The organism is Allobosea sp. RCC_152_1 (assembly GCF_041360765.1).
In the GTDB taxonomy this organism is placed as follows: Bacteria; Pseudomonadota; Alphaproteobacteria; order Rhizobiales; family Beijerinckiaceae; genus Allobosea; species Allobosea spartocytisi.
In genome coordinates, this window is record NZ_JBFUPU010000001.1 from 1,037,574 (window position 1) to 1,059,458 (window position 21,885).

Consider the following 21,885-nt stretch of genomic DNA (forward strand, 5'->3'; position numbering starts at 1 on the left):
TCCGATCAGGCTGAACCAACCTGATCGGATCGCGCATGCTCTAGCGAGGCAGCTCACCTCGGCGCGATGTCGCAAGGACATCCGCCGCGCGGCTCTCGGTCAGGCCATAATCGACGCGGGCGGCATCGGCCGAGATGTAGCCCAGCGCCAGGTCACGCTCGATGCTGGCTTGCCCCCGCTCTGCAGGCGCGCCGTAGCCGGCACCGCCCGGGAAGGCCATGACGACCTTGCGGCCATGCGGCACGAACTGCTTGCCCTTGCCCTTCATCGCGGTGCCGTCGTCGAGCGCGATCGTCGTCGGCGCGCCGCCGCCGCCGCCGCGGCGGCCACGGGCGGGGTGATGGACGCGATCGAACATCGCCTGGATGTCGAATTCGTAGCCTTCCCAGGCGCCGACCTCCATATGCTGGCCGAGCCCGCCGCGATGCTGGCCCTTGCCGCCGGAATCGGGCCGAAGCTCCTTGCGCCAGACGATGACTGGGCCGACCTGCTCGGTCGCCTCGACCGGCATCGTCATCACGCCGGAGGGGAAGGCGGTCGCATTCATGCCGTCGAGCGCCGGCCGTGCGCCCGAGCCGCCGGAGTTGAAGGTCAGAACCTCGGCGCGCACGGGATCGGCTGGCCAGGGTCCGTCGCTGCGTGGCCGCAGCGAGACCTGGAAGTTGCAGAGGCTGCCGGCGCCCTCAGCGGGCACCAGGCCGGGCAGCAGCTTGTCGAGCGCGTCGTAGATCGTGTCCGGCACCATGTGGCCGATGATGTGGCGCAGGGCCACCGGCGCCGGCCAGACCGCGTTGACGATGGTATGCTCGGGCGCCGTGATGCGGAAGGGCTCCAGCGAGGCCGCGTTGTTCGGGATTTCCGGCGCGATCGCGCATTTCAGCGCATAGCAGGTATAGGCCTTCGTATAGACCAGCGGCACGTTGATGCCGTTCTTGTCGACGCCGGAGGTGCCGGCCCAGTCGCAGAGCACGCCGTCCGGCTCGATCGAGATCTTCACCTTGAGGTCGATCGGCCGGCTATAGCCGTCGATCCGCATATGACCTTCCGCTTCACCGCGGGGCAGGGCGGCGATCTTGTCGAGCGTCGCCTGGCGGGAATTCGTGAGGATGAAATCGGAGATGCCGGCGAGGTCGGCGAGCTTGAACTCGACCATCATGTCGACCAGCCGGCGATGGCCGATCTCGTTGCAGGTCGCAAGCGCGTAGATGTCGCCGACGAGCTGGTCGGGCTCGCGGACATTGCCGCGGATGATCGTGACCAGTGTCTCGTTGACCGTGCCGCGGTCGACGAACTTCATGATCGGGATGTGCAATCCCTCTTCGTAGACCGAGTTGGCGTCGGCACCGAAGCCGCGCCCGCCGATGTCGACGATATGCGCCGTGCAGGCGAAGAAGCCGACATGGCGGCCCTTGTGGAAGGAGGGGCTGACGACGGTGATGTCGTGCAGATGGCCGGTGCCCTCCCAGGGATTGTTGGTGATGTAGACGTCGCCCTCGGCGATGTTCTCGCGCCCGATCCGGCGGATGAAATGGGCGACGGCATCGGCCATGGCGTTGACGTGGCCGGGCGTGCCGGTCACTGCCTGCGCCAGCATCTCGCCCTTCTCGTTATAGACGCCGGCCGAAAGATCGCCGGCCTCGCGCACCGAGGTCGAGAAGGAGGTGCGGATCAGCGCTTGCGCCTGCTCCTCGACGACCGAGATCAGGCGATTCCACATGACCTGATAGGCGACCTTGGAGATCTCAGACATGGGCGGGCTCCTTCCGCGCGGCGACGGCAGCGGCGGGTGCGGCTTCGGTGAGGCGGATGTCGATGCAGCCGTCGTTCAGCGTGACGGCGAAGCGGCTCGAGGGCAGGACGATGGTGGTCTCGTCCTCGGTGACGATGCCGGGGCCTGCGATCCGGCTGCCGGCCGGCAGGGCGTCGCGGCTATGGGCTTGCGCTTCCACCCGGCGGCCGAGCCCGGCATCGAAGACGGAGCGGCTACCTTCGGCCGGCGCGTCGCGCATCTGAGAGACCGCCGCAACCGGGGTAACCGCTTCCTGCGGCGTATGGGCATTGACCGACCAGACGGTGATCTCGGCGGCGAGGCCCTTCACGGTGCGGCCGAAGAGATTGGCGTATTCGTGCTCGAAGCGCTTGAGGATGACGGCGGGATCGGCGGCGCGGGCTTCCTCCGGCGTCAGCGTGACCGGAATTTCCCAGCCCTGGCCGGCATAGCGCATGTAGATCTTGTATTCGGCCTCGATCGCGCCCGACCAGCCGCAGGAGCGCACCACCCGCGTCGCCTCTTCCTCCATCTCGTCGAAGAGCTTCGTGACGCGGCTCGTGTCGAACTGGGCGAGCCGCATGAACAGGGTGCGGTTGGCCTCGAAGCTGAACGGTGCCCGCAGGAAGCCGATGGCCGAGCCGACGCCGGCACCGGGCGGCACGAGGCAGCGGGCGATGCCGAGCTTCTCGCAGAGGCGGCCGGCATGGAGGGGCGCGGCGCCGCCGAAGGCGATCATCGTGTATTCCGAGAGGTCCTCGCCGTTCTCGACGGCATGGACACGGGCGGCATTGGCCATGTTCTCGTCGACGACCTCGGCCACGCCCCAGGCGCTTTCCAAGGCGTCCATGCCGAGCCTGCCGCCGATCTCGCTCGTCAGCGCGGCAGCCGACTGGTCAGCGAAGAGCGGGATCGTGCCGGCCGCGAAATTGTCCGGGTCGATCTTGCCGAGGATGACGTCGGCATCGGTCACGGCCGGGCGCTTTCCGCCGCGGCCGTAGCAGGCGGGGCCGGGCTCCGAGCCCGCGCTTTCCGGCCCGACGCGGATCTGGTTCATCGAGTCGACATGGGCGAGGCTGCCGCCGCCGGCCCCGATCTCGACCATGTCGATCACGGGAATCGAGATCGGCATGCCCGAGCCCTTCTTGAAGCGATAGGTCCGGGCGACCTCGAAGACGCGCGCGGTCTTGGGCGTGTAGTTCTTGATCAGGCAGATCTTCGCGGTGGTGCCGCCCATGTCGAAGGAGAGCACCTTCTTCAGACCGTGCCGCGCGGCGATATCCGCAGCGAAGACGGCGCCGCCCGCCGGGCCGGATTCGACGAGGCGAACGGGGAATTCCGAGGCGCTTTCCAGCGAGATGATGCCGCCGCCCGAATGCATCAGGAAGATCGGGCAGGAGGCGCCCTCGGCCGCGAGCCTTCCCTTCAGCCGGACGAGATAGCTCTTCATCAGCGGCTTGATATAGGCGTTGGCGATCGTCGTGTTGAAGCGCTCGTATTCCCGCATCTGCGGCGAGACTTCCGAGGAGAGCGAGACCATCGCGCCCGGCAGGCGTTCGGCCAGAACCTCCTGGATCAGGCGTTCATGCGCGTCGTTGACATAGGAATGCAGCAGGCCGACCGCGACGCTCTCGTAACCGGCCTCGCGCAGTTCATCGACCAGGGTTTCGACGGCGGCGCGATCGAGCGGGATCAGGACCTTGCCGCGCGCATCCATGCGCTCCTTGACCGTGTAGCGGCGGTTGCGGGGCAGCAGCGGTTCCGGCAGCGTCAGGTTGAGGTCGTATTGCTCGAAGCGGCTCTCGGTCCGCATCTCGATGACGTCGCGAAAACCCTCGGTCGTGATGAGCGCGGTCTTGGCGCCGCGCCGCTCGATCAGCGCATTGGTCGCCAGCGTCGTGCCATGGATGATCTGCCCGATGGCGGAGGCTGCGATGCCGGCCTTGGCGCAGACCCGGTGCATGCCCTCGATGATCGCATCCTCGGGCGCGGCATAGGTCGTCAGAACCTTGGTCGAGAACCGTTGTCCGCCCTGCTCAAGCACGACATCCGTAAAGGTTCCCCCGATATCGACGCCCAGGCGGGCCCCGAGAATGGACATGGCTTACGCGCCTCCGTTGTTCGAGAGGCGGAGGATGGAACGCGGCGTCGATGTCGTCGAATTATTATTTTCAATACTATTCGATATAGAATGTTTATCGACACAACGCTTCTGCACGCTGCCGCCGGGCTATTGTGTCATCGGCTCGACGATGTTGCCGCGATGCTGTTGCGCGGCCCGCTCCCCCGCCAGTTCGGCCGCCCGCTTGAGCAGGAAGCTGGCCGGCGTGTGGGCGTAGGATGCCGTGAAAATCAGAGGGCTGGGCTTCCATTCATAGGGGAATTCAACGAGCTCTCCGGCGTCCAGGTACTTTTCCACCAGCGTCCGCGACATCGGTGCGATGCCCAGCCCGTCGAGAGTCATCTGCAGGCTGGCGGCGAGGCTGCTCGACGGCACGATCCGAACCGGCCTCTCCCAGTTGTCGCGGAAATGCGCCGAGAGCTCGACGAAATGGCGCGTATTGCGCGCATGGGTCAGGATCGTATGCGAGGCCATCGTCGCAAGGTCGGAATCGGTGAGCCCAAGCCGAGGCGAGGCCACCCAGAGATAGGGCACGGAACCGAGATCGACATTGCTGATGTTGAAGTTGGAGATCGGGCCGTTCAGCAGGCATAGGTCGAGCGACCGCGAAACCAGCTCCTCGCGCAGGTTGATCGTCAGATCGACCCTGAGTTCGACATCGACATTGGGGAAGACCTGTCGCAGGTCGAGCAGATAGTCGCGCAGCCAGGTCTGGGCGATGAGCTCGGCGACGCCGAGCCTGAGGACGCCGACCTGCTGGTCCGAGCGGATCGATTGCTGCGAGAATTCCTCGGACGCTTGCAGCACCCGCTCGGCCTGCCCCAGCAGCGAATGCCCGATCGGTGTCAGCGCGACCGAGCCGGAGTCGCGGTGGAACAACCGCACGCCGAGGACGGATTCGAGCTGGGAGATGCGCACCGAGATATTCGGCTGCGTCGTATTCAGGCGCTCCGCCGTCGCCCGGAAGCTGCCGAGCTTCGCGACCCAGACGAAGCTTTCGAGCTGCTTCAGCGTCCAGTTCGGCATCGGCTCCCGCACCCTCAGACAAGCAATTTTTGGGCCGCTTTGCGGGCCGATAAACAAAATCTATCGCAACAACAGATAAATTCAATTGGATGCTATCGCGATAACGCGATGGACTGACCCTTGGCCGTCGATCGGGCTTCGGCACGGCTCCGGCTCCTAAACGCGCACGGTCTCTCCGCAGCGCGACAAGAACGAGGGGAACCATGAACCGTAGAGCTTTGATCGCCTCCGCCGCCCTTGCCCTGAGCATCGGGCTCGCCGCTCCTGCCGCTGCCCAGACCAACTGGACCATGGCCTCGGGCTATCCGGAGAGCAGCTTCTTCACCCAGAACATCCGGCAGATGATCAAGGAGATCGAGGAGAAGAGCGGCGGCAAGCTCAAGATCGACCTGCGCTCCAACGACAGCCTGATCAAACTCGATGCGGTCAAGCGCTCCGTCCAGTCCGGCCAGATCCAGATCGGCGAGATCCGCCTCGGCGTCTATGGCAACGAAGGCGCGATGTACAATCTCGACAACATTCCCGGCGTCGCGAGCAATTACGAGCAGGCGACCAAGCTGACTGAGGCTCAGGCGCCGTTCTTCGACGCCATGTTCAAGAAGGCCGGCATGCGCGCCATCAGCTACGTCGCCTGGCCGGGCCAGGGCTTCTACACGAAGGCGCCGCTGACGGGGCTTGCCGACCTCAAGGGCCAGAAGCTGCGCATCTATTCCAAGCAGACCCAGATCATGGGCGAGAAGCTCGGGATGGAGGCGCTGATCCTGCCCTTCGCCGAGGTGCCGCAGGCCTTCTCGACCGGCATGATCCAGTCGCTCTGGACCAGCGCGCAGACCGGAACCGACGTGCAGATCTGGGATTACGTCAAGCACTTCACCTATACCGGCACGATGCACAACAAGAACGCGATCCTCGTCAATGAGCGCGCCTTCCGCCAGCTCGACCCGGCGACGCAGAAGGTGGTGCTGGAAGCCGGCGAGGCCGCGACGAAGCGTGGCTGGGAGCTTTCCAGGAAGGCGGGCGAGGAGCGTGAGGCCGTGCTCAAGAACCACGGCGTGACGATCGCCCAGTCGCCGAAGGACGTTCTCGACGCCATCGAGGCCGCGGGCAAGGGCATGGTGGCCGACTGGCTGGCCACGGCCAGCGCCGAGGAAAAGGCCGTCTACGAGACCTACCAGAAGAGCCTCAACTAACCGGCCTTCCGCACGCCGCCCTTTCACATGAACCATGGCCAGCGGAGTGACCGGTGATACGTGGAGTTCTGGAGAAATTCTATGAGGCATGCGGCTATCTCGCCGCGGCCTTCCTGGTCGGCATCGGGCTGGCCATCGTCACGCAGATCGTCGGTCGCATGCGTGGCGTCACGCTCGACGCCACCGAGGCTGCGGGCCTGTGCCTGGCGGCGTCGACCTTCTTCGGCCTCGCCCATACCTTCCGGCGCGGCGCGCATGTGCGCATCAACCTGATCGTCGACCGGCTCCCCAAGCGCTGGCGACGCGGCGTCGAGCTTTTCAACTGCCTGCTCGGCGCGGTGGTGGTGTCGTTCCTCGCCTGGCATGTCGCGTCGCTGGCGCTGCAATCGCGCGAATTCAACGACGTCAGCCCGGGCCTGCTCGCCATGCCCTTCTGGATTCCGCAGGCCGGCGTTGCGGTGGGCGTGACGGCGCTCGCGATTGCCTTCATCGACGAACTCTTCTGGCTCATCGGCGGCGGCGAGCATCGTTACGAGACGCCCGATGAGGTCGAGCTCGACCGGCCGGTGGCATAGGGGCCAATGATGGATACGATCGTTCTCGCCTCGCTGGTCCTCGCCGGGACCCTGCTCCTGCTGCTCGCCAGCGGCGTCTGGGTGGCGCTCTCGCTCCTCACCGTCGGCATGGTGATGATGGGGCTCTTCACCACCGCGCCGATGGGCTCGCTCATCGCCTCGACGCTCTGGGATTCGAGCTGGGGCTGGGCGCTGACCTCGCTGCCGCTCTTCATCTGGATGGGCGAGATTCTGTTCCGCTCGAAATTGTCGGCCGACATGTTCCAGGGGCTGGCGCCCTGGGTGTCGCGGCTGCCGGGCCGGCTGCTCCATGTCAACGTGCTCGGCTGCGGCATCATGGCGGCGGTCGCCGGCTCCTCGGCGGTGACCTGCGCCACGATCGGCCGCATCAGCGTGCCCGAGCTGGAGAAGCGGAACTACCCGCTCAACATGACCATCGGCACGCTCGCCGGCTCCGGCACGCTCGGCCTGCTGATCCCGCCTTCGATCATCATGATCGTCTATGGCGTGACGGCGGAGGTCTCGATCGCGCGGCTGTTCATTGCGGGAGTCCTGCCCGGCATCCTGCTGATGGCGCTGTTCATGGGCTATACGGCGATCTGGAGCCTGCTCAACCCTGAGAAGATGCCGCCGGCCGAGCCGGCGGTGCCGTTCCTGGAGAAGGTCTACCGCTCGCGCCGGCTGATCCCCGTGGCGCTGCTGATCGGCTCGGTCGTTGGCTCGATCTATGGCGGTATCGCCACGCCGACCGAGGCCGCGACCATCGGCGTGATCGGGGCGCTGATCCTGGCGGCGGTCGGCGGCGGTCTGACGCGCGCGAGCTTCATGGACGGGCTGATGGCGGCCATGCGGACCTCCTGCATGATCTCCTTCATCATCGCCTGCGCCGCCTGCCTGACCATCGCCGTCGCCTTCGTCGATATTCCCCGCTCGCTGGCGGGCTGGGTCGATGCCATGCATCTGTCGCCCTATGCGCTGCTGGCGGTGCTCGCGATCTTCATGCTGATCCTCGGCTGCTTCCTCGAAGGCATCTCGATCATCGTGCTGACCTCGTCCGTGATGCTGCCGATGGTGCAGGCGGCCGGCATCGACCTGCTCTGGTTCGGCATCTTCGTGGTGATTCTGATCGAGGCGGCGCAGATCACCCCGCCGGTGGGCTTCAACCTCTTTGTGCTGCAGAGCATCACCGGAAAGGACATCCTGACGGTCACGAAGGCGGCGATCCCCTATTTCTTCGTGCTGATGCTGCTGCTGGTGCTGATCACGCTGTTCCCGCAGATCGTCACGGCGCTGCCGAAGATGATGACGGGGTAGGGGCAAGACCTGTCCGCTTCCAGCGCCGGCCGGATCGGTCGGCGCTGGGCGCCTTCAATCGAATTCCTTGCGGAACTTCTCGCTCACGGTCGTGGCCGAACGAAAACGCCCGATCGCGAACGGCTCCAGCGGTGTCGGCGTCGCCCCGTCGAGGATCATCTCGCTGAGGCATAGGCCCACGCCGGGCCCGATCTGGAAGCCGTGGCCGCAGAAGCCGAAGGCGTGGAAGAGCCCGGGCGTCGTCTCGCTCGGGCCGATGACCGGGATCATGTCGGGCAGATAGGCCTCGATGCCGGACCAGACGCGGATGACATGGCACTGCGCCAGCATCGGCGCGACGCGCGCGAGCGCCTTCATCGCCGCCAGGGTCTTCAGAGGGGGGACCGGCGCGCGGTTGGCCTGCGCATCGGCCGCCGTGCGCGGATAGCCGGCGAGGATGATGTTGCCGCGCGGGATCTGGCGGAAGATCACCGAGCCGTCGATGGCCTGCACGGACGGGCCGATCAGGTAGGGAAACGGCTCGGTCACGAATTGCGGCGGGCCGGCGGGGAAGACCGGAGCCGTCTCGCCGAAGCGCTCGGCGATCTCCAGCGCCCAGGCGCCGGCGCTGTTGACGAGCGTGCCGCAGCTCAGTGTGACTCCATCCGCCAGGGTCAGCGTGAAGCCGTCTCCCGAACGATCGACCGCGGCGACGCGCGTGTTCTCGCGGATATCGACGCCGAGCCGCGCGGCGGCGCGGGCCACGGCGGGCGTGACGAGGCGCGGATTGGCGGTGGCGTCGCGGGCCGAGAAGGTCGCGGCGACGGCCCGCTCGCCGAGCCAGGGCCAGCGCCGCCCGAGATCGGCGGGGCCGACGCGCTCGATGGCGAGGCCGTAGGATTCGGAAACCTTGGCGTAGCCTTCGAGCCTGGCGTGCTCCTCTTCGTCATAGGCGAGATAGAGGTGCCCGGTCTGCTCGAACTCGCAATCCTCGCCGATCAGCGCGTCGAAATCCTCCCAGAGTGCCTGCGACCGCAGCGACAGCGGATACTGGCCGGGAAAGCGCCCCTGAAGGCGCAGATTGCCGAAATTGACGCCGCTCGACTGCGCGCCGACGACGCCTTTCTCGATCAGGGTGACGCGCTGGCCGCGCCGGGCGAGGAAGAAGGCGGTCCAGGCGCCGATCAGCCCGCCGCCGACGATGGCGACATCCGTGGTGCGGCCGCTCATGCGCCGTCCCCGGCTGCCGCGAGTGCGATCGGCTTGACCGGGGCCTGGCCGCGCAACCGCCCAGCGGCGGCGCCGTCGCCCCCGGCCTTTGCCGCGACGATCTCCTGCAAGGCGGGGCCGCAGACGCGGCCCTGGCAACGGCCCATTCCGCAGCGCGTCATCGCCTTGACCCGGTTGACCTCGACCGGGCCGAGCTCCTTCGCCATCGCGGCGCGGACTTCGCCGACCGTCACGTTCTCGCAACGGCACAGCATCACCGCATCCGGCAAGGCGGCGATCTGCGTCTTCGGCCAGGCGAAGGCGCGCGCCAGCCCGCGCTGGAAGCCGCGCAGGCGCTGGACCTGCCGGGCCAGTGCTCTCGTAGCCTCGATGTCCTGCGCCCGGCCGAGATCGGCGATGATCGCGTGGGCGGCGAGCGCGCCGCTGGCCTCGGCGGCATCGGCGCCGCCGATCCGCACACCGTCGCCGGCGAGATAGAGCCCCGGCCGCGCCCGGCCCATGCCGTCGATCCTGGGCAGGAACAGCCTGAAGTCGGCGTCATAGACAAAGGCGGCCCCGGCGAGGTCCGCAAGCTGCGTCTCCGGCTTCAGCCCATAGCCGAGCGCCACCGCGTCGCATGCGAAGCGGCGCTCGCGGCCCCGGGCGTCGCGCAGGACCAGCGCCTCGACATGGGTGCTCCCTTCGACCGCGACGGGCGTCACCCCGTGCAGCATCTCGGTTCCAGCCCGCAGCGAGGCGCCCATATACCAGAGCCCCCGGAACAGCGTGCGCGGCGCCCGCAGCAGCGCAGGCGTTGCCGCCGCTTTGGCGGCGAACGGCGTCGTATCGGCGATCACCGCGATCTCGGCGCCCATGTCGCGATATTGCTTGGCGGCCAGCGCCAATAGCGGCGAGGAGCCGAGAAACGCGACGCGGTTCCCGATCAGGCAGCCCTGATCCTTCAGAACGGCCTGCGCGCCGCCGAGCGTGAACACGCCGGGCAGGGTCCAGCCGGGCAGCGGTGCGATGCGGTCCATCGCCCCCGTGGCGATCAGGAGCTTGTCGAAGGCGAGCGTCTCCGCCCGCCCGTCGCGCAGCAGATGCAGCGTGTTGCCATCGATCGCCCAGACCAGCGTGCCGGGGCGATAGTCGATGCGCGGCAGCAGGGCTTGGAAGCGCCGGTGGAGCGAAGCGTATTTCGTCGCCTCCGACCCCATCAACCTGTTCATGTCGAGGGCGAGATTCTCCGCTGGCCGGCGATAGCCCTGGCCGCCGGCCCGCGCGCCCTCGTCGATGAGGACGGGCTTCAGATCCTCCGCGCAAAGCACTTCGGCTGCGCCGATGCCGGCCGGGCCGGCGCCGACGATGACGATGTCAGCCATGATTGCGGTCCATGGGCTGGCTGTCGATCGGAGGCTGCGGCTCGGTGAACAGCGCCATCCCGTCGGCGACGGGCGTGGTGCAGGCCCTGATCCGGCCGCCTTCCGCACTCCAGACCCAGCAATCCTGGCAGGCACCCATCAGGCAGAAGCCGGCGCGCGGCTCGCCGCCGAATTCGAGGCGGCGGAGCAGGGCGCCGTTTTCCAGGAGCGCAGCGAGAACGCTGTCGCCCGCTGTCGCGCGAATGGGTGCGCCATCGAAGCTGAGCGTCGCCAGTTGCCCGGTACGGACAGCCACGCGGCGGAACTGGGCTTTCGGAGGCTCCATGCGCACTCTCTGAGTTTTATCTCTATACGATAACTATTCGTGTAATTTGATAAAGCGCGACGTGGCTTGTCAAGCGAGCCGCGCACTTGCGGCTCAGACCCGCGAGATGGCGTGCGCGGTGGCGATGACGAGCGAGGAAAAGCGCTGGACCACCTCGGCATGGCTGAAGCGCGAGGTCGACGTGGCGATGTTGACGGCCGCCTCGGGCCGGCCGTGATGGTCGACGATCGGCGCGGCGATCGAGGCGTCGCCGATATAGACCTCCTCGAAGGCCGTGGCGTAGCCTTGCGCCGCGGCCTGGCGCAGCTTCTCGCGCAGCGCGTCACGCTGCCACGTCGTCGAGGGGGTGTGCGCCTTGAGGTCCGAGGCGTCGATGATTGCCATCGCCTCCTCCTCCGGCAGGCGCGACAGCATCGCGATGCCCGGCGCCGTGCAATAGGCGGGCATCCGCGTGCCGATGATGACGTCGGTGTTCAGCACATGCCGGCTGAGAAAGCGCGAGACGAAGATGATCTCCGTGCCGTCCCGCACCGTCAGGTTGACCGTCTCCTCGGTCTCCTTGCTCAGATGCATCAGATAGGGCATCGCCCGGTCGAGCAGGCGGCTGCTGCGCACGAAATGGTAGCCGAGATCGAGCGTCTTCGCGGTCAGCTCGAAGCGCTTGGTCTGCGCATCCTTGTGGAGATAGCCGAGCCTGGTGAGGGTGTGGGTGAAGCGCTGCGCAGCGCTGACATCCATGCCGGTCTCGGACGCCACCTGCGACAGGTTGAGCGTCTGGTGCTGGCGGCCGAAGGCGGACAGCACCCGGAACGCCTTTTCGACGGAATTGACCATCAGCGCATCGTCCTTGCGCCCCGGCCGGTCGGCTGGCGGTGCCGCGCTCTTGCGGCCGTTCTGTCGCGTCTCGGGCATCGTCATCGGACCTGCTCTCCTCGCTCGATCAATGGCCGTGGCCGGCTGCCTTGACAAGCTGGGCCATTCGCGCAGAATGTTCAATAGAATTTATCGCATTGTGATAAATAGCCATCGGAGGGCGGTATGAAGGATTCAGTTCTGATCGAGGTGCGCGGTGCTGTCGGCATCGTGACCCTCAACCGCCCGCAGGTTCTCAATGCCTGGAACGCGCCGATGCGCGCGCGGCTGGTCGAGTGCTTCGACGAGCTGGAGGCGAACGAGGCGGTGCGCGCTATCATCCTCACCGGGGCAGGCGAACGCGCCTTCGGCGCCGGCCAGGACCTCAACGAGACCAAGACCTTCGATCCCGATCGCGCCGAGGCCTGGATGCATGAATGGGAGCGTCTCTATGACCGCATCCGTTCGCTCTCGAAGCCGTTGATCGCGGCGCTGAACGGCGTCGCGGCGGGCTCGGCCTTCCAGGTCGCGCTGCTCTGCGACCTGCGAATCGGCCATGACGGCGTCACCATGGGCCAGCCCGAGATCAATTCCGGCATCGCCTCGGTGACCGGTCCCTGGATCATGAAGGAGATGATCGGCATCGCCCGCACCATCGACCTCACCCTGACGGGCCGGATGATGGATGCCGAGGAATCGTTCCGCATCGGCCTGATCAACCGGATCGTGCCGAAGGAGAAGGTCATGGAAGCCTCGCTCGCCCTGGCGGAAGAGCTCGCCGCCAAGGCGCCCGTCGCCATGCGGCTCAACAAGGCCCGCTTCCGCGAGGTGACCGAGGCGAGCTTCCGCGAGTGCCTGGCCGCCGGCATCCGCACCCAGCGCGAAGCCTACGCCACCGGCGAGCCGGCGCGGATGATGGAGGCGTTTCTCGCCCAGCGCGCGGCACGCAAAAGCGCCTGAAACTCAGAGCGCCTGACGATCTGATCACCCACGGGGAAATGCGGAAAACCGCTTGAAGGGGAGAAGACGATGACGAGCAGAACCACGAATCCGACGAGGCGTACCCTGCTGCAACTGGCCGGCGGCGTCGCCGCCGGAGCGGTCGCCGCGCCCTATCTCATCGGTACGGCGCGCGCCGCGACGCAGATCACGGTCGCCGATCCCGGCGGTCCGTTCGGCCCCGCCTTCCGCAAGGCCTTCTACGATCCGTTCGAAAAGGCGACCGGCAACAAGGTCGTCAACGTCGCCCGCGAGGCCGAGCCGACCGCGCAGTTCAAGGCGATGGTCGAGACCAAGTCCTATACCTGGGACGTGTGCACGCTGACCTTGTCGGCGCGCGACATCCTGAAGGCGCAAGGCCTGCTCGACCCGATCGGCTTTTCGCATGCCGATGTGCCCAAGCTGATGCCGGAGGCGATCTCGCCCGAGTTCATGGGCACGGACGTCTATTCGACGATCTTCGCCTACCGGACCGACAAGGTGAAGAACGCCCCGGAGAGCTGGACCGACTTCTTCAACGTCGAGAAGTTCCCGGGTCGCCGCTCGATGCGCAAGAACCCGATCGACAGCATCGAGCAGGCGCTGCTTGCCGACGGCGTGCCGCTCGACAAGCTTTACCCGCTCGATGTCGAGCGTGCCTTCAAGGTCCTCGACAAGATCAAGCCGCATATCTCGGTGTGGTGGACGGGTGGGGCCCAGTCGACGCAGCTTCTGCAAAGCGGCGAGGTCGACATGACCACCGGCTGGAACGCCCGCCTTCAGGCTGCCATCGACGGCGGCGCGCCGGCCAGGATCATCTGGAATCAGGGACTCTACTCTATTGAGGGCTGGGGTCTGCCCAAGGGCGGTCCGAAGGCCGAGGTGGCGCGCCAGTTCATCCGCTTCTGCTCCGACCCGAAGCAGCAGGCGGTTTATACCGAGGCGCTGGCCTATGGCCCGACCAATCTGGACGCCTACCAGACGATCTCGCCCGAGCGCGCCAAGCTGCTGCCGACCTCGCCGGAAAACCTGAAGCAGATGGCGATCGCCAATGAGAGCTGGTGGAGCGAGAATCGCGCCAAGGTCACCGAGCGCTTCAATTCCTGGCTCCTGACCTGATGGCGATGGCGACGAGCGCCGGGATGACCGTGACCGAAGCAAAACCGGCGAAGCTCGTGGTCGAGGGGCTGTGCAAGCGCTACGGCGCGACCACGGCCCTCGAGCCGAGCTCGCTCAGCGTTGCCGAGGGCGAGTTCCTGACCTTGCTGGGGCCTTCGGGCTCCGGCAAGACCACTTTGCTCCAGCTCATCTGCGGGCTGGTCGAGGTGAGCGAGGGCAGGGTGGTCATCGACGGCCGCGACCAGTCGGCGACGCCCGTCCACCAGCGCGATATCGGCCTCGTCTTCCAGCATTACGCGCTGTTCCCGCACCTCACCGTGGCGGAGAACATCGCCTTTCCGCTCAAGATGCGCGGTCGTCCGGGCGCGGAGGTCGCCAAGCGCGTCTCCGATGCGCTGGCGATGGTGCATCTCGGCCATCTCGCCGGGCGTTTCCCGCGCGAACTCTCCGGCGGCCAGCAGCAGCGTGTCGCGCTGGCGCGCTGCTTCGTCTACCAGCCCTCGATCATCCTGATGGATGAGCCGCTCGGCGCCCTCGACAAGAAGCTGCGCGAGCACATGCAGATCGAGATCAAGCGGCTGCACCGCGAGAGCGGCTCGACCATCGTCTATGTCACGCATGACCAGGAGGAGGCGCTCGCCATGTCCGACCGCATCTGCCTGATGAATCACGCGAAGATCGAGCAGCTTGGCACGCCGCGCGAGATCTATGAGCGCCCGCGCACCGCCTTCGCCGCCGACTTCATCGGCATCTCCAACATCTTCCGCGGCCGCTGGGACGGCAACGGCTCGCTCGAGACCGCACATGGCCGTTTCGCCCTGCCGCACGGCGCGCATTGCGAGAGCCGGGACGCGGCCCTCGTGATCCGGCCCGAGAACCTGCGCCTCGGCGCGCAGGACGGCAACGCCGTGAACGGCCGCGTCAGCGAAATCGTCTATGCCGGCTCGGAGACGCGCGTCATCGCGGCGCTCGAGGATGGCAGCCAGCTCGTGCTGCGCCTCGGCCCCGACGATGCGGTGCCGGCCATCGACGAGGCCATCGTCGCCGGCTGGCCGCGCGACAAGGCGGTGCTGGTCGCATGAGCGCCGTAAGCGTCACGAGCGCGCCGGCGCGTGCGGGCAGGCTGCGCCTCAACGCGCTCTGGCTGGCGGTGCCCGGCGTCCTGTTCCTCGCGGTCTTCTTCGTCTGGCCGGTCGCGCAGCTTCTGGGCCTGAGCGTCGTCGATCCGGACAATGGAGCCTTCTCGGCGAGTTCCTACCAGCGCATCGCCGCGACCGACGTCTATCTGCGCGTGCTCGGCATCACCTTCCGCATCGCCGGCTGGACGGCGCTGTGGTCGCTGCTGATCGGCTATCCGCTCGCTTACTGGCTGGCGCGCCTGCCGGATCTGTTCCGCGGCCGGATGCTGCTCTTCGTCATGGTGCCGTTCTGGACGAGCTATCTCGTCAAGACCTTCGCCTGGATGCTGATCCTCGGCCGCAGCGGCGTGATCAATTCCCTGCTGACCGGCGCGCATGTCGTCGACCAGCCGCTTTCGCTGATCAACAACCAGTTCGGCGTCATGGTCGGCATGGTCCATGCGATGGTGCCGCTGGCGGTGATGACCATGCTGCCGGTGATGACCGGCATCGACCGGCGGCTCGTCCAGGCGGCGCAGACGCTGGGTGCAGCGCCCGCGCGCGCCTTCTGGCTGGTCTATTTCAAGCTCTCGCTGCCTGGCGTCGCGGCGGCGGGCCTGCTCGTCTTCATCTCCTCGCTCGGCTTCTTCATCGTGCCGGCCTTCCTCGGCGGGCGGCAGGAGACGATGCTGGCGCAGCTCATCATCACCCAGGTCCAGGAGCTGCTGAACTGGTCCTTCGCGGGAGCCCTGTCGGCGATGATGCTGTTGGCCGCGCTGGTTTCATGCGTCGTCTACGACCGGATCTTCGGGCTCTCGACCATCGCCGGCGGCTCCGGGCAGGTCGGCACCGGCCGTATCCGCGATCTCGGCCTGGCGATCCTCTCCCTCATCGCGGCGGCCGCCGCGCGTCTCGGGGCGGTCACGCGATCCCTGCTCGGCAAGCGCGTCTGCGCGCTGCTGCTGCCCGGCTTCTGCTGGCTCGTCATCGCTTTCCTGGTGCTGCCGACGCTGCTCGTCATCCCGCTCGCCTTCACATCGTCGCAGTTCCTCGAATTCCCGCCGCCGGGCTACGGGCTGAGCTGGTTCCGCACCTATTTCGAATCGCCGCTCTGGATCCAGGCGACGATCCGCTCTTTCGCGGTCGCCTTCGTCACCGCCTTTGCGGCGACGGCGATCGGCGGGTTCGCGGCGCTGGCGCTGGCAAACAGCCGCACGCGCTGGGCCGGGCTGATCTTCGCCTTCTTCCTCGCGCCGATGATCGTGCCGCGCATCGTCATCGCGGTCGGGCTGTTCTATCTCTTCGCCCGGCTGGGGCTGATCGCGACCGATCTCGGCCTCGTCATCGGCCATACCGTGCTGGCGATCCCGTTCACGCTGGTCACCATCGCCGCCGTGCTGAAGACCTATGACCAGCGCCTCGACCAGGCGGCGGCGACCCTCGGCGCCAACCGGGTGCGGACGCTGACCGGCGTCACCATCCCGCTGGTCAAGGGCGGCCTCGTCGCAGCCTTTCTCTTCGCCTTCATCACCTCCTTCGACGAATTGACCATTGCGATCTTCGTCTCCGGCGGCCTCAAGACGACGCTGCCGAAGCAGATGTGGGACGACATGATCCTGCAGCTCAACCCGACGCTCGCGGCCGTCTCGGTCGTCGTCTTCATCGTGGTGACGGCGATGCTGCTCATCGCGGAACGTTTCCGCTCCTCTTCCCGACTCGACTGAACCGACGACGATGACCTCCTTCGACGACGCTGGCTTCGTGAGCCTTCTGACGACACGCGCCGCGGCTGAGCCGGAGCGCGTCTATGCGCGCTTCTGCGGCGAGCCCGTGACCTATGCCGAGATCGAGCGGCGTTCGGCCGCCTTCGCCGCGCATTTGAGAGCGCACGGCATCGTGGCTGGCGACCGGGTCGCCGTGATGATGCGCAATTCGATCGCGACCATCGCGGTGGTTTTCGGTCTCGCGCGGGCGGGTGTCGCCTGGGTGCCGGTTAACGCGCAGCAGCGCGGCGAAGGGCTGCGCTACCTGCTGACCCATTCGCAGCCGCGCCTCGTTGTGGCCGACGCGGAGCTTGCGCCGCAGATCGCCGAGGCGATGGGACAGGGGGCGGAGCTGCCGCTGCTAACCCATTCACCGAGCGGGGAACTCGATGCGATCCTGTCAGGCAGGGAGCTCTTTTCAGAACCGGCTCCGTCGCCAGATGCCGTCTTCGCGATCATGTACACCTCCGGCACGACCGGGCGGCCCAAGGGGGTGATCGTCTCGCACCGCATGCTGCGGCTTGCGGCCGAGAGCGTGGTGCGGCTCTCCGATGCCGGGCCGGGTGACGTCTTCTTCGTCTGGGAGCCGCTCTACCATATCGGCGGCGCGCAGCTTCTGCCCCTGCCGATGATCAGCGGAATCACGCTCGCCATGGTCGAGCGCTTCAGCGCCAGCCGCTTCTGGGATCAGGTCAGAGAGGAAGGCGCGAGCCATATCCATTATCTCGGCGGCATCCTCCAGATCCTGCTGAAGCAGCCGCCATCGCCGCGCGATCGCGAGCACGGCGTACGCATCGCCTGGGGTGGAGGCTGCCCGGCGGATATCTGGCCGCAGTTCCGCGACCGCTTCGGCATCGATATCCGCGAATGCTACGGCATGACGGAAGCCTCCAGCCTCACGACCTGCAACGTCAGCGGCGTGGTCGGCTCGGTGGGCCGGCCGATGCCCTGGTTCACGGTGAAGCTCCAGGATACGGAGGGTCGGCCGGTGCCGGCCGGCGAGCGCGGCGAGATCGTGATCGAGACCAGCATCCCCGGTGCGATCTTCCCGGGCTATCTCGACAATCCCGAGGCGACCGCGAAGGCCCTGCGCGCGGACGGCTTCCACACCGGCGATCTCGGCTCCCTCGACGCTGATGGCAACCTCTACTTCCACGGCCGCATGACCGACAGCGTGCGCTGCCGGGGCGAGAACGTCTCGGCCTGGGAGGTCGAGCATGTCGCGGCCGAGCATGAGGCGGTCGAGGATTGCGCCATGATCGGCGTCGCCGCCGATGTCGGCGAGCAGGACATCAAGCTCTTCGTCAAGCCGCGCGATGGCGTGATCATCGATCCGCAGGCCTTGTCCGGCTGGCTCGGCCAGCGCCTCGCTCCCTACCAGAACCCGCGCTACATCGCCGTCGTCGACGAATTCGAGCGCACCGCGAGCCAGCGCATCATGAAGCACAAGCTCTCGCCCCGACTCGACGATTGCTGGGACCGCGCGGCGATGGCGACGGGGCGCTAACATGGCCGGCTGTGACATCCTCATCTCCGGCACCGGCGGCTTCGCCGCGCGCATCGCCTTCGACATCGCCGCGACGGCGGAGGAGCCCGTCGCGGTCGTCATCGCCGGCCGCAACCGCGAGCGGCTTAACTGGCTGCGCACGGCCGCCAACGCCCGCGCCGCCTTGTTCGGCAAGAAGGCGCGCTTTACCACCCATGCGGTCGATCTGCTCGCCCCGAACGCCTCGGACGAGATGCTCGCGGCGACCGGCCCGCGCATCGTCGTGCAGGCCGCCTCGATCCAGACCTCGCAGGTCATCGCCCAGACCGGCAACGCCTGGACGCAGCTTGTCGCCGAAGGCGGCCTGAGCGCCACGGCGGTCTTCCAGGCGCTGCTCTCCTCCCGCGTCGCCGCGGCGATCACGCGCAGCGGCAGGGCGGTCACGCTGGTCAATTGCGGCTTCCCCGACGTGGTCAACGGCATGATCCGCGCGCTGGGGCATGACGTCGTCTGCGGCATGGGCAATGTCGCGATCTTGTCGAACGTCTTCGCTGGCTCGGCCGCCACGCCTCTGGGGGCCGAGGTCAAGGTTCTCGCCCATTACCAGAACCTCGCCGCCTGGCGCCGACGGCCGGAGGAGCGGGGCGGGCGGCCGCCGCGCGTCTGGCTCGACGGCGTCGAGGTCGGGGATGTCTACGCACGCTTCGCCGATATCCAGCTCACGCCCGAGCCGGTGATCGAGATCTCGGGAGCGAGCGGCGTCCCCATGCTGCTCGCCATGGCTTCCGGCCGCGTCTGGCACGGACATGTACCGGGGCCGAACGGCCTGCCGGGCGGCTACCCGGTCCGGCTGACGACGGATGGCGTCCTCGAACTCGACCTTCCCGCCGGATTATCGGAAGCCGAGGCGGTCGCCTGGAATGCCTCCTTCGAGGCGCAGAACGGGCTCGTCGTTTCGGCCGAGGGCCGGGCCGGCTTCACCGGCGTCCTCGGCGCCAGGCTCGGCGAGCATGTTCCCGCTCTGCGCGAGGGCTTCGCGGTGCTGGAGCTGGAAGCGGTCTGCGAGGAGCTGCTCCGCCTGCGCGATAGGTTGATGGGGCAGCCGCAGAGTTAGAGCCTGCTGCGTTTTCATCGAAACGTGAGTCCATCCCGGCCGGAGCGAAGCGGAGAGCCGGGATGACGACGTGGTTCTGCGCAAAGTCAGCAGGCTTTAGCCGGGGCCTCGGGAAAGCGCTGACTCCTCAATCTTTGGCCTGCTGCGCCTCCCGGATCGCGCGCCAGATCCGCGCCGGAGTGGCCGGCATGTCCAGATGCGTGACGCCGAGGGGCCGCAGCGCATCGAGGATCGCGTGGATCACGGTCTGCGGCGCGCCGATGCAGCCGGCCTGTCCCGCCCCCTTGGCGCCGAGCGGGTTGGCCTGCGTCGGCAATTCCACCATCGACAATTCGAAAGCCGGCAGGTCCATCGCGCGCGGCATGGCGTAGTCCATGAAGGTCGCGCTGAGGAGCTGGCCGCCATCGGGGTCGTAGCGGGCTTCCTCCATCAGCGCCTGGCCGATGCCCTGCGCCAGCCCGCCATGGACCTGTGCCTCGGTCAGCAAGGGGTTGATCAGCGTGCCGTAATCGTCGACGGCGACATAGCGCAGCAGGGTCACTTCGCCGGTTTGCGGGTCGACCTCGACCTCGGCGGCCTGCGCGCCGTTGGGAAAGGTGAGCGGCGCATCGCGGCGGGCGCCATGGCTGGCGAGGGGTTTGCCGGTCGTCTCCGCGACATGGCGCGCGACGCTGCCGAGATCGACTTCGCCGGCGCCCGGAGCGAGAAAGCGGCCGTTGTGGAAGCTGACGGTTTCCGCTGCCGCCTGAAGCAGTTCGGCGGCTGCGGGCCTTGCCTTCTCGATCAGCGCATCGGCCGCCAGTGCCAGCGCGCCGCCGCCCATATGCAGCGAGCGGGCGCCGCCATGGCCGCCGCCGCTGGGGACGCGCGCCGTATCGCCCTGGATGAGGCGGAAACGCTCCACCGGCAGGCCGAACCGGCTCGCGAGAAGCTGGGCGAAGCTCGTCTCGTGACCCTGGCCGTTCGATTGGGTGCCGACCGTCATGTCGATGCCGCCATCGGCGCGGAACGACAGCCAGGCATCTTCGTTTGGCGCGCCGCGCGAGGTTTCCAGGAAGCAGCCGATGCCGAAGCCGCGCAACTTGCCGCGTCGGCGGGATTCCGCCCTGCGGCGCCGGAAGCCGGCGCGGTCGGCCGCAGCCAGAACCTGGTCGAGATTGCTGCCGAAGCTGCCGCAATCGAGTACGGCGCCGAAGGGCTTGCGATAGGGGAAGCGGCGGATGAAGTTGCGCTTGCGCAAGGTGGCGGAGTCGATCCGCAAGCGGTTGGCCGCCGCCTCCACGAGCCTTTCGATCAGATAGTTCGCTTCCGGCTTGCCGGCGCCGCGATAGGCGTCGATCGGGACGGTGTTGGTGAAGACGCAGCGGACATCCATCGTCATCGCGGGAATGTCGTAGAGCCCGCCCATCGCGGGCGTCGGCGCGGTGGTCGCGCTGCCCGGCCCGAGCGAGGAGACATAGGCGCCGAGATTGGCTGAGGTTTCGACCTGAAGCGCCAGGAACCGGCCCTTGGCGTCGAGGGCGAGCTTGCCGGTGGTCAGATTGTCGCGAGCATGGACGCCACCGGAGAAATCCTCGATGCGCTCGGCGAGCCAGCGCACCGGCCGGCCGAGGCGCTCGGCCGCGACGAGCACCAGCGCATATTCCGGATAGGTGACGTTCTTCATGCCGAAGCCGCCGCCGACATCGGGGCAGGCGACGTCGATCCGTTCAGGTGCGATGCGCAGCACAGCCGCGAGTTCCCGGCGGATGTCGTGCACCGAGGCGCCGCTGAGCGAGAGCCGGTAGCGGCCGCTCGCCTTGTCGAAGCGCCCGAGTGCCGCTCGCGGTTCGAGTGCCGCTGCCGCGATCCGGTTGTTGACGACCCGGCAGGTCACGACATGGGCGGCCTGCGCAAAGGCGGTGGCGACGGCCGCCCCGTCGCCGAGCCGATAGCGCAGGGCGAGGTTGCCGGGCGCCTGCGGCCAGATTTCGGGAGCGTCGGGGGCGCTGGCGGCGGCAAGCTCGGTGACCGAGGGCAGGATGTCGTAATCGACCGCGATCAACTCGCTGGCCTCGCGGGCAAGCTCAGCCGTCTCGGCCACGATGAAGGCGACGGGATCGCCGACATGGCGGACCCGTTCGCCGGCCAGAGGCGATCGGGGCGGCACGATCAGCGGCGCTTCGCCCGCGATCGCCAGCGAGCAGGGCAGGGGCGCGAGATCGGCGATCTCGGCAGCGGTGTAGACGGCGTGGACGCCGGGCAGGCCCCGCGCCGCTTCGGCGTCGATGGAGAGGATCGCGGCATGGGCATGCGGCGAGCGCAGCACCATGGCGTGCAGCGCATCGGGGACGGCTTCGTCGTCGAGATAAAGGCCCTGTCCCGTCAGGAAGCGCTCATCCTCGAAACGGCGCAGCGAGCGCGGATCTGTCGGTGTCAGCGCCGGGCCGAGCGTCTCTGCCCGGTGTCCGGGAATTCTCGCATGCATCAGGCCGTCACTCTTCCGTCGCGCATCGAGGCCCGGTTTCAATTTTCGAGCCAGCGACCATGGCTACCATGCAAAAGGGCGCGGCCCCAGAGGAGACC

At 67.5% G+C, this 21,885-nt stretch carries 17 protein-coding genes; 9 read left to right on the forward strand and 8 right to left on the reverse strand.

Translation table 11 applies throughout. From position 1 onward, the window contains the following. Positions 1 to 40 precede the first annotated feature (40 nt). The 3 genes from AB6806_RS04870 to AB6806_RS04880 all read right to left on the reverse strand — a co-directional run bounded on the left by AB6806_RS04870 (position 41) and on the right by AB6806_RS04880 (position 4,916). A complete protein-coding gene (locus AB6806_RS04870) occupies positions 41 to 1,750 on the reverse strand; it encodes a hydantoinase B/oxoprolinase family protein (protein ID WP_191123538.1) in 1,710 nt (569 codons plus the stop codon). Further along, positions 1,743 to 3,869 (reverse strand): hydantoinase/oxoprolinase family protein, encoded by a 2,127-nt coding sequence (locus tag AB6806_RS04875; RefSeq protein ID WP_370954209.1) that lies wholly within the window; start codon positions 3,867 to 3,869, stop codon positions 1,743 to 1,745. The genes AB6806_RS04870 and AB6806_RS04875 overlap by 8 nt, the downstream gene beginning before the upstream one ends. A 129-nt stretch (positions 3,870 to 3,998) precedes the next feature. After that, complete coding sequence (locus tag AB6806_RS04880) at positions 3,999 to 4,916, reverse strand: LysR family transcriptional regulator (RefSeq protein WP_142020801.1); 918 nt, start codon at positions 4,914 to 4,916, stop codon at positions 3,999 to 4,001. 203 nt (positions 4,917 to 5,119) lie between these two features. On the opposite strand from AB6806_RS04880, the gene AB6806_RS04885 reads away from it, so the two are divergent. Genes AB6806_RS04885 through AB6806_RS04895 form a run of 3 tightly spaced genes read left to right on the forward strand, consistent with a single transcriptional unit; the run spans position 5,120 to position 7,995 of the window. Continuing rightward, positions 5,120 to 6,106 (forward strand): TRAP transporter substrate-binding protein, encoded by a 987-nt coding sequence (locus AB6806_RS04885; RefSeq protein WP_113253068.1) that lies wholly within the window; start codon positions 5,120 to 5,122, stop codon positions 6,104 to 6,106. A 53-nt stretch (positions 6,107 to 6,159) separates the two neighbouring features. Then, on the forward strand, positions 6,160 to 6,681 hold the full coding sequence (locus AB6806_RS04890; RefSeq protein ID WP_133564057.1) for a TRAP transporter small permease: 522 nt from the start codon (positions 6,160 to 6,162) through the stop codon (positions 6,679 to 6,681). Between the two features lie 9 nt (positions 6,682 to 6,690). Continuing rightward, on the forward strand, positions 6,691 to 7,995 hold the full coding sequence (locus tag AB6806_RS04895; RefSeq protein ID WP_142021066.1) for a TRAP transporter large permease: 1,305 nt from the start codon (positions 6,691 to 6,693) through the stop codon (positions 7,993 to 7,995). A gap of 54 nt (positions 7,996 to 8,049) precedes the next feature. Here AB6806_RS04895 and AB6806_RS04900 read toward each other — a convergent pair whose 3' ends face one another. The 4 genes from AB6806_RS04900 to AB6806_RS04915 all read right to left on the reverse strand — a co-directional run bounded on the left by AB6806_RS04900 (position 8,050) and on the right by AB6806_RS04915 (position 11,808). After that, entirely contained in the window at positions 8,050 to 9,204 is a 1,155-nt protein-coding gene (locus tag AB6806_RS04900; RefSeq protein ID WP_142020802.1) for an NAD(P)/FAD-dependent oxidoreductase, read from the reverse strand. Further along, entirely contained in the window at positions 9,201 to 10,565 is a 1,365-nt protein-coding gene (locus AB6806_RS04905; protein ID WP_142020803.1) for an FAD/NAD(P)-dependent oxidoreductase, read from the reverse strand. Before AB6806_RS04905 ends, AB6806_RS04900 begins: the two co-directional genes overlap by 4 nt. Further along, a complete protein-coding gene (locus AB6806_RS04910; protein ID WP_142020804.1) occupies positions 10,558 to 10,890 on the reverse strand; it encodes a (2Fe-2S)-binding protein in 333 nt (110 codons plus the stop codon). Before AB6806_RS04910 ends, AB6806_RS04905 begins: the two co-directional genes overlap by 8 nt. A 93-nt stretch (positions 10,891 to 10,983) precedes the next feature. Continuing rightward, positions 10,984 to 11,808, reverse strand: a complete 825-nt coding sequence (locus AB6806_RS04915) for an IclR family transcriptional regulator (RefSeq protein ID WP_370954210.1) — start codon at positions 11,806 to 11,808, stop codon at positions 10,984 to 10,986. Between the two features lie 120 nt (positions 11,809 to 11,928). Between AB6806_RS04915 and AB6806_RS04920 the strand changes: the two genes are divergently transcribed. From AB6806_RS04920 to AB6806_RS04945, 6 genes are all read left to right on the forward strand, one after another. Then, a complete protein-coding gene (locus tag AB6806_RS04920; protein WP_112762081.1) occupies positions 11,929 to 12,702 on the forward strand; it encodes an enoyl-CoA hydratase/isomerase family protein in 774 nt (257 codons plus the stop codon). 69 nt (positions 12,703 to 12,771) lie between these two features. Next, on the forward strand, positions 12,772 to 13,839 hold the full coding sequence (locus tag AB6806_RS04925; protein WP_370954211.1) for an ABC transporter substrate-binding protein: 1,068 nt from the start codon (positions 12,772 to 12,774) through the stop codon (positions 13,837 to 13,839). A 23-nt stretch (positions 13,840 to 13,862) separates the two neighbouring features. After that, a complete protein-coding gene (locus AB6806_RS04930; RefSeq protein WP_038368714.1) occupies positions 13,863 to 14,921 on the forward strand; it encodes an ABC transporter ATP-binding protein in 1,059 nt (352 codons plus the stop codon). Next, positions 14,918 to 16,681 (forward strand): ABC transporter permease subunit, encoded by a 1,764-nt coding sequence (locus AB6806_RS04935; protein WP_370954212.1) that lies wholly within the window; start codon positions 14,918 to 14,920, stop codon positions 16,679 to 16,681. Before AB6806_RS04930 ends, AB6806_RS04935 begins: the two co-directional genes overlap by 4 nt. A gap of 10 nt (positions 16,682 to 16,691) precedes the next feature. Beyond that, positions 16,692 to 18,227 (forward strand): AMP-binding protein, encoded by a 1,536-nt coding sequence (locus AB6806_RS04940; RefSeq protein WP_370954213.1) that lies wholly within the window; start codon positions 16,692 to 16,694, stop codon positions 18,225 to 18,227. A gap of 1 nt (position 18,228) precedes the next feature. Next, entirely contained in the window at positions 18,229 to 19,320 is a 1,092-nt protein-coding gene (locus tag AB6806_RS04945; protein WP_370954214.1) for a hypothetical protein, read from the forward strand. Between the two features lie 127 nt (positions 19,321 to 19,447). Here AB6806_RS04945 and AB6806_RS04950 read toward each other — a convergent pair whose 3' ends face one another. Further along, positions 19,448 to 21,787, reverse strand: a complete 2,340-nt coding sequence (locus AB6806_RS04950) for a xanthine dehydrogenase family protein molybdopterin-binding subunit (RefSeq protein ID WP_370954215.1) — start codon at positions 21,785 to 21,787, stop codon at positions 19,448 to 19,450. Between the last annotated feature and the right edge of the window lie 98 nt (positions 21,788 to 21,885).